Genomic DNA, 5,483 nt, shown 5'->3' with positions numbered 1-5,483 from the left:
AAGCGCTCGGCGCGCTCCCACTGCCCGGCACCGGCGTCGTCACCGATCTCACCTTCCGTCAGGGCGGCCACGAGGCCTGGTTCAGCTACTCCGACCCCACCACCCCGGAGACCGTCCACCACTACGACGCCCGGCGAGGCACGACCGGGGTGTGGCGGGCACCGGGCACCCCGGACGTCCCCGCCGTGCTGGTCTCCGAACTGCGCTGCGCCGCCGCGGACGGCACCGAGGTGACGGTGCTGCTCACCCGTCCCGCCGACCGCCCGACCGGCCCGCTGCCGACCGTCCTCCAGGGCTACGGCGCCTTCGGCGAACCCCAGGTCGCCGACTACTACGCGGCGGCGCTCGCCTGGGCCGGTCTGGGCGGCCAGTTCGCGGTGGCCCGGGTACGCGGCGGCGGCGAGCACGGCGAGGGCTGGCACCGCGCCGGGATGCGCGAGCACAAGCAGAACGGCATCGACGACTTCCTGGCCGCCGCCCGCGCGCTGCACGACCGGGGCCTGTGTCCGCCCGGCGGGCTCGGCGCGTTCGGCCAGAGCGCCGGCGGCCTCCTGGTCGGCGCGGCGACGACCCAGTGCCCCGAGCTGTTCGCCGCGGTGGCGGCCACCGCCGCCCCGCTCGACATGGCCCGCTACGAGCTGACCGGCTACGGCCCGTACTGGACCGACGAGTTCGGCACCCGGGAGGACCCGGAGGAGCTCGGCTGGCTGCTCGGCTACTCGCCGTACCACCACGTGACGGCCGGCACCGCCTACCCGGCCGTACTGCTGACCGCGTTCGAGGACGACGCCAGGGTCGACCCGCTGCACGCCCGGAAGATGTGCGCCGCGCTGCAGCGGGCCACCTCCTCGGGCCGCCCGGTGCTGCTCCGCCAGGAGGCCGGCGTCGGGCACGGGGCCCGCGCCCGCACCGGGCGGCTCGCCTATTTCGCCGATGTGCTGGCTTTCCAGGCCGAATACCTGGGACTTTCCGTCCGCTCCGACGAGAACGAAGATCCCCCCGCGAAAAAGGTGTTCTGACATCTTGTCCGGGAAGTTCCGCGATGAATAGCATGGAGTCCGATCGGAGGGGGGAGGTGATTCCAATGATCAAGAAGTCCACCAAGCGCTACAGCAGCGCCGCCAGCACCGCCAAGGGCTGAGCCTGAAATGCGGCGGGGCTTCCTTCGCAACGACGCCCCGCCGCACCCGTCCGGAACTCCTCCACGAATTCCCGGACCCGGTATTCCATGATTTCCGCCGCCCAGTCCCCGAGGGGTATTCGTGGCACGTCCCGCGCTCAAGACGAGCATCCCCTACTTCGTTTCCGACGGCTCGGTCCACTTCCGCCTCGGCGGCGAGCTGACCTCGCTGGAGGACACCGACGGCCGCGTGCTGAGGCTGCTCCAGCTCCTGGACGGCAGCCGCGACCTGGACGCCGTCCACCGAGAGCTCAGCGCCGACTACCCCGACCTCACCGCCGAGGACGTGCGCGAGGCCGTCGACGACCTGGACGCGAGCGGCCTGGTGCAGGACACCGCCGACCGGGGCGAGGACTTCGACGCCGCCGCCCGCGAGCGCTGGTCCAACAACCTGGGCTTCTTCGAGACCTACGCCTCCCTGGGGACCTCCAAGTACGAGTTCCAGCGCCGTATCCGCGACGCCCGGGTGGCCGTGCTCGGCGTCGGCGGCATCGGCTCGCACACCCTGATCGACCTGGTCGCGATCGGCTTCACGGACATCCGGATCGTCGACTTCGACAAGATCGAGGTCTCCAACTTCAACCGCCAGATCATCTACGGCGAGCCGGACGTCGGCCGCACCAAGGTCCATGTCGCCGCCGAGCGGGCCCGCCGGCTCAACAGCCGGGTGCGGGTCGACGCGGTCGAGGCCAAGCTGATGTCCGCCGACGACGTCTACGCGGTGGTGCACGACCGGGACATCGTGATCGCCGTGGTCGACCGCCCCAAGGTGCACGTCGCGCACTGGCTCAACGAGGGCTGCGTCCGGGCCGGGACCACCCTGATCGGCGGCGGCGTCGACACCCAGCGGGCCATCCACTACACGATGGTGCCGGGCGTCAGCGGCTGCGTGGAGTGCTGGTACGGGCAGGTCCGCCGGGAGGACCCGACCTCGCGGATGGTGCTGGACGTCCTCGACGACATCGACCGCGAGGGCAGCGCCTACGGCGAGGACACCGCCGCCTTCAACGGGCTGGTGGTGGTCGCCGCCGCCCACATGGTGTCCGAGATGGTCCGGCTGGCCTCCCGGGTCTGCCCGCCGCTCGCGGTGGGCCGGCTGCTGGAGCAGACCTTCCACAACCCCCGGGTGCGCCAGGCCGAGACCTGGACCCGCGACCCCGACTGCGCCGTCTGCCGCGACGCCCGGCCCGCCGCCGGCGCCGAGTGGCTGACCCGGGTCGACCGGGAGGAGCTCCCCTTCTGACCCCGCGACCCGCGGACCCATGGCCCGCGACCGGCCGGAAACCCGGTGGGAACGCCGTACCGACGGCGCCCGCCGGGATTTCGGCGCTCCGCCGGAACCGTTCCGGAACACCTTTTCCTTTCCACCGGGTCCACCATCGCTCCACCACCGATCCGTCGTCGATCCACCATCGAAAAAAGTGCATAGGAGAACGCCGGTGCCCACCGCGAAGCCGATCGAGGAACGTCCGACCCCGGGCCCGGCGGACATCCGCCTGCGCGCCGCATTCCTGGTCTCCGGGATCGGTGACTGGATCTACCGGCTGGCCATTCCGGTCCTCGTCCTGAAAATAACCGGCTCGGCCACCTCGACCGCCCTCGCCTACGCGATCGAGTTCATTCCGTACATTGTGATCGGACTCTTCGCGGGCGTCATCGCGGACCGGTTCGACCGCCGCCGGGTGATGATTCTCTGCGACCTCTCCTCCGCCGTGCTGGCACTCGCCGTCACCGCGCTGGCGACGCTCGACCGTCCACCGCTGGCCGCGATCTACCTCTGTGCGTTCCTGCTCGCCTGCGTCCGCCCGTTCTACTTCCCGGCGTTCCAGGGCTTCCTGGTCGACGTGGTGCCCGAGCAGCGGCTCGCCCGGGTCAACTCCTGGACCCAGACGGTCGACAGCGCGCTCGGCTTCATCGGCCCGGTGGCCGGCATCACCGCCGTCGCGGCGCTGGGCGTCCCGGTCTCCGCGCTGGTCAACGCGCTCTCCTTCGGGGCCTCCGCCCTGCTGATCGCCGCCATCTCCACCACCCCCGCCCCCGCCGCGGGGCCGACCACGGCCGCCCGGATCGCCAAGGACTTCGCCGACGGCCTGCGGGCCCTGCGGACCATGCGGGCGGTGCTCTGGGGCACCGTGCTGATGGCCCTGTCCAACCTCGCCGCGTGGACGGTCGAGGGCAGCCTCTTCTACCTCGTCCTGGAGGTCGAGGAGAAGCCGAAGGTCGTGCTCGGCCTCGTCCTCGGCGCCCAGGGCCTCGGCGCCGTGCTGGGCGGGGTGCTCGCACCGCGCCTGACGGACCGTTACCGTCTGGGCCCGCTGCTGGCGTTCGGCATGGGCCTGTCCGGGGCGACCATGGTCCTGCCGGCCCTGGTGCCCACCTGGTGGGCGGTGCTGATCGCCTGGGGCGTGGAGGGCGTCGCCACCTCGCTGGTGATCGTCAGCTGGTTCACCGCCCGGCAGAAGGTGGTGCCCTCCGAGGTGATCGGCCGGGTGGTGTCGGTCAGCCGGGCCGCCGCCTATGCGACCATCCCGCTCGGCGCGGTGCTCGGCGGCCGGCTGGTCTCCGGCGCCTCCCCCACCCGTACGCTCTTCGTGTGCGCGGCCGTGGTGCAGGCGGTAGTGTTCCTCGGCACCGCGTTCTCCCCGGTGGTGCGCATCGACCCCGGCCCCGGGGTCGCCCCGAACGGCAGCGACAGCAACAGCCGGGCCGATTCCGGTGAAGGGGCCGCTGCGGTCGAGGCCGGCTGACCCGGCGCGGCGGGGACACCACGGCGTCCGAAGGAGGGCCCGGCATGACGGAGACCGGAACGACGGGGACCAGCGCGGCGGAGACCGACGGTACGCCGAGGGCGCGGCTCGCCCGGCGCTACCTCGACGTCAACGGCGAGCACCCGATGACCGAGGCCGACGACGCCTATGTCGACCGGCACTTCGCCCCGCTGGAGCCGCTCTGCGCCCGCCACGGCCGGGACCCGGACGAGGTCCGCGGCCTCATGCTCGCCGGGCGCCTCCCGCTGCCCGGCTACCTGCGCTCCGACGGCACCGAGATGGTCGCCCCCGACCTCCTCGAACTGGTCGACGAGGCGGGCGGGTTGGAGAAGCTGCCGGACTGGTTCCGGGGCCACTGGGAGGACCGCGAGGAGGGCGCGGAGGAGTACGAGTCGTACCTCAGCGGCCAGAACGTCTGTCTGCACCGCCTCCACCCGGTCACCATGCGCCGCAAGGCGGAACTCGTCCGGGGCATCACCGAGGCCCTCGGCCGCCCCGCCACCACCGGGCCCTCCGAGCGACTGTCCGACCTGCTCGCCCTGCATGCCCTGGTCGACGAACTCGACGCCCTGGAACCGCCGTTCACCGCCTACGACCGCCTCCGCTTCGGCGGCCCGGTCTCCCGGGACACCTGCATCGACGCCGTCCGCCGCGACCACCCGCTCGGCTGACCCCCTCCCGTCCGGCGGTGCCCGGCGGGCATCACGGTCACAGCCGGGCGTGGGCCCCGATGTCGGCCCGGAACGCCGCCACCATGGCGGCCGTCACCGTCGGGCGGCACGCGCTGATCGCGGCGAGGTGGTCCGCGGTGGTCGCGCCCGGCACCGCGTCGTCGCGCTCGAAGGCCGTCTGGGCGGCGAGGCGCGCGGCGTGCTCGATGTCGGCGGGCGAGAAGTGCTCGCTCGCGGCGACCAGCGCGGGGACGTCCACGTCCACCCGGTCGGTGCCGAGCGCGTAGCGCGCCCAGATCGCGGCCCTGGCGTCCGGGTCGGGGGTGCCGATCGGGATGACGTAGTCGAACCGGCCGGTGCGCAGGAACGCCGGGTCGAGCGAGCGGACCGAGTTGGTGGCGCAGACCAGCAGCCGGCCGTCCCGTTCCCGGAACCCCGGGATCAGCTTGAGCAGTTCGTTGGTCACCCCGTGCGTGGCCCCCGCCCGGCCGGGCTCGCCCCGCACGGGTGCGATCTCCTCCACCTCGTCGATGAAGACCAGCACCCGCTCCAGCTCGCCGATCCGGGTGAACGCGCCGCGCAGCGCGGCGGCGAGGTTGCCCTCGTCGGCGAGGCGGGAGGGCAGCAGTTCGACGAACGGCCAGCCCAGACGGGAGGCGATGGCCCGGGCGAAGGTCGTCTTCCCGGTGCCGGGCGGTCCGAACAGGGTGATCGCCCGCGGCGGCCGCACGCCGTGCCGGGCGGCGCGCTCGGGTTCGGCGAGCGGCAGCACGACCCGCCGCTCGATCAGCTCCTTCTCGGCCGTCATCCCGGCCACCTGGTCCCACAGGTCCCCGCTCAGCACTCGCCCGCCGAGTTCGTCCA

Annotated in this window: 5 protein-coding genes; 4 read left to right on the top strand and 1 reads right to left on the bottom strand. The window is 72.9% G+C overall.

The genetic code is table 11. The features are described from left to right. The 4 genes from VR45_RS30845 to VR45_RS30830 form a co-directional block, all read left to right on the top strand. On the top strand, positions 1 to 1,019 hold a 1,019-nt coding region (locus VR45_RS30845), incomplete at its 5' end, for a prolyl oligopeptidase family serine peptidase (RefSeq protein ID WP_045943168.1). A gap of 243 nt (positions 1,020 to 1,262) precedes the next feature. Then, entirely contained in the window at positions 1,263 to 2,423 is a 1,161-nt protein-coding gene (locus VR45_RS30840) for a ThiF family adenylyltransferase (RefSeq protein WP_045943167.1), read from the top strand. A gap of 196 nt (positions 2,424 to 2,619) precedes the next feature. Further along, positions 2,620 to 3,927, top strand: a complete 1,308-nt coding sequence (locus tag VR45_RS30835) for an MFS transporter (RefSeq protein WP_045943166.1) — start codon at positions 2,620 to 2,622, stop codon at positions 3,925 to 3,927. Positions 3,928 to 3,971: 44 nt separating this feature from the next. After that, positions 3,972 to 4,619, top strand: coding sequence for a DUF6058 family natural product biosynthesis protein (locus tag VR45_RS30830; protein WP_045943165.1), 648 nt, complete (start codon positions 3,972 to 3,974; stop codon positions 4,617 to 4,619). 37 nt (positions 4,620 to 4,656) lie between these two features. Here VR45_RS30830 and VR45_RS30825 read toward each other — a convergent pair. Then, a partial coding sequence (locus VR45_RS30825) for an ATP-binding protein (protein ID WP_045943164.1) occupies positions 4,657 to 5,483 on the bottom strand: 827 nt, incomplete at its 5' end.

Origin of the sequence: Streptomyces sp. NRRL S-495 (assembly GCF_000966955.1) — a bacterium.
In the GTDB taxonomy this organism is placed as follows: Bacteria; Actinomycetota; Actinomycetes; order Streptomycetales; family Streptomycetaceae; genus Kitasatospora; species Kitasatospora purpeofusca.
The sequence above is the reverse complement of the archived record's forward strand: the minus strand, read 5'-3'. Positions and strand labels throughout refer to the sequence as shown.

Coding starts and splice junctions, on each gene's coding strand:
- VR45_RS30830 (WP_045943165.1), top strand. CDS start 3,972: ATGACGGAGACCGGAACGACGGGGACCAGCGCGGCGGAGACCGACGGT.